This is a genomic window from Alteromonas sp. IB21 (assembly GCF_016405965.1).
Classification (GTDB): domain Bacteria; phylum Pseudomonadota; class Gammaproteobacteria; order Enterobacterales; family Alteromonadaceae; genus Alteromonas.
In genome coordinates this window covers 1-954 of the sequence record NZ_JAEFCD010000069.1, presented here as the reverse complement: position 1 = coordinate 954, position 954 = coordinate 1, and the positions used below count along the sequence as shown (strand labels likewise).

Genomic DNA, 954 nt, shown 5'->3' with positions numbered 1-954 from the left:
AGACATGTGGGGCATAATGGCGAAGCCGCCCCGCGTGTATGCGTCCCAGCGAACGCAGTGAGTGTGTTGATTGGCTTGTTAGCCACGCTCTGCTTACGAAGCACTTTTTTGAAACTTACGAACAGCTTTAACGACATTAATAATTGGCAATGTCGAGAAGAGAACAAAAATAGCTATGAACATCATAAGGTTTAAATAAGCTAAGTAAGCCAACACCCCAACTAAGATTTGTACAGCACCAGACAATAAAAAGCTATTGCCTACGTATTTGCAGAAAGCAGATAAGTCGGCAATTTTAGAAAAGTCGATGCCGTTAAGTACATCCGCTTTTTGCTTAAAGGTAAGCAAATAACCAATGATTAAATATATAAAGCCGCTTAAGCAGGATATTAAAAGAATTAGAAAACCTGTATCCATAGAAAATCCTTTTTAGTGGCTAACTTTAAGCTAAGGGGCGCAGATACGTGGGGCATAATGGCGCAGCCGCCCCGCGTATTGGCGTCCCAGCGACCGAAGGGAGTGGCTTGAGCGTTTTGTTAGCTGCCCAACTGCGTAATGTGCAACAGTTCACCTACTGGCCCCCATAAATAAAAAACTTTGCCCCAAGATTCTTGTTGTATTGGCGTAATCTTGGATTTGTTTTCCGACTTAGAACATATCTCATACGCATCGTATATGTCTGAAACGCAGATTTGCAACATGAAGTTCTTGGCCATGTCCTCATTGTAAAAGCGCTGCAAAAAGAAAAGGCAATCTCCGTTTTCAAAAAGCGTGAGGTCATCGGTTACGTATTCTGATTTGAATCCAATTTCCGAGTAGAAAGATTTAGAAATCTCGTAATCCTTACTTGGTACAAATGTTTTTATATCTATTACATCCATGAATCTTTCCAAAGGCAGCTAACTTTTAAATAAGGGGCGATAACACATGGGCTAAAATTAGGAACGAAGTGAC

The 954-nt window shown here is 41.1% G+C and carries 2 protein-coding genes; both read right to left on the bottom strand.

Annotation, left to right across the window (positions count from 1 at the left end; genetic code table 11):
* Positions 1–93 precede the first annotated feature (93 nt).
* The gene (locus JC525_RS19750) at positions 94–417 is read right to left on the bottom strand and encodes a hypothetical protein (RefSeq protein ID WP_198817864.1); all 324 of its coding nucleotides are present in this window, start codon (positions 415–417) and stop codon (positions 94–96) included.
* A gap of 119 nt (positions 418–536) precedes the next feature.
* Positions 537–881, bottom strand: a complete 345-nt coding sequence (locus JC525_RS19745) for a lactoylglutathione lyase (RefSeq protein ID WP_044446102.1) — start codon at positions 879–881, stop codon at positions 537–539.
* Between the last annotated feature and the right edge of the window lie 73 nt (positions 882–954).

Coding starts and splice junctions, on each gene's coding strand:
- JC525_RS19750 (WP_198817864.1), bottom strand. CDS start 417: ATGGATACAGGTTTTCTAATTCTTTTAATATCCTGCTTAAGCGGCTTT.
- JC525_RS19745 (WP_044446102.1), bottom strand. CDS start 881: ATGGATGTAATAGATATAAAAACATTTGTACCAAGTAAGGATTACGAG.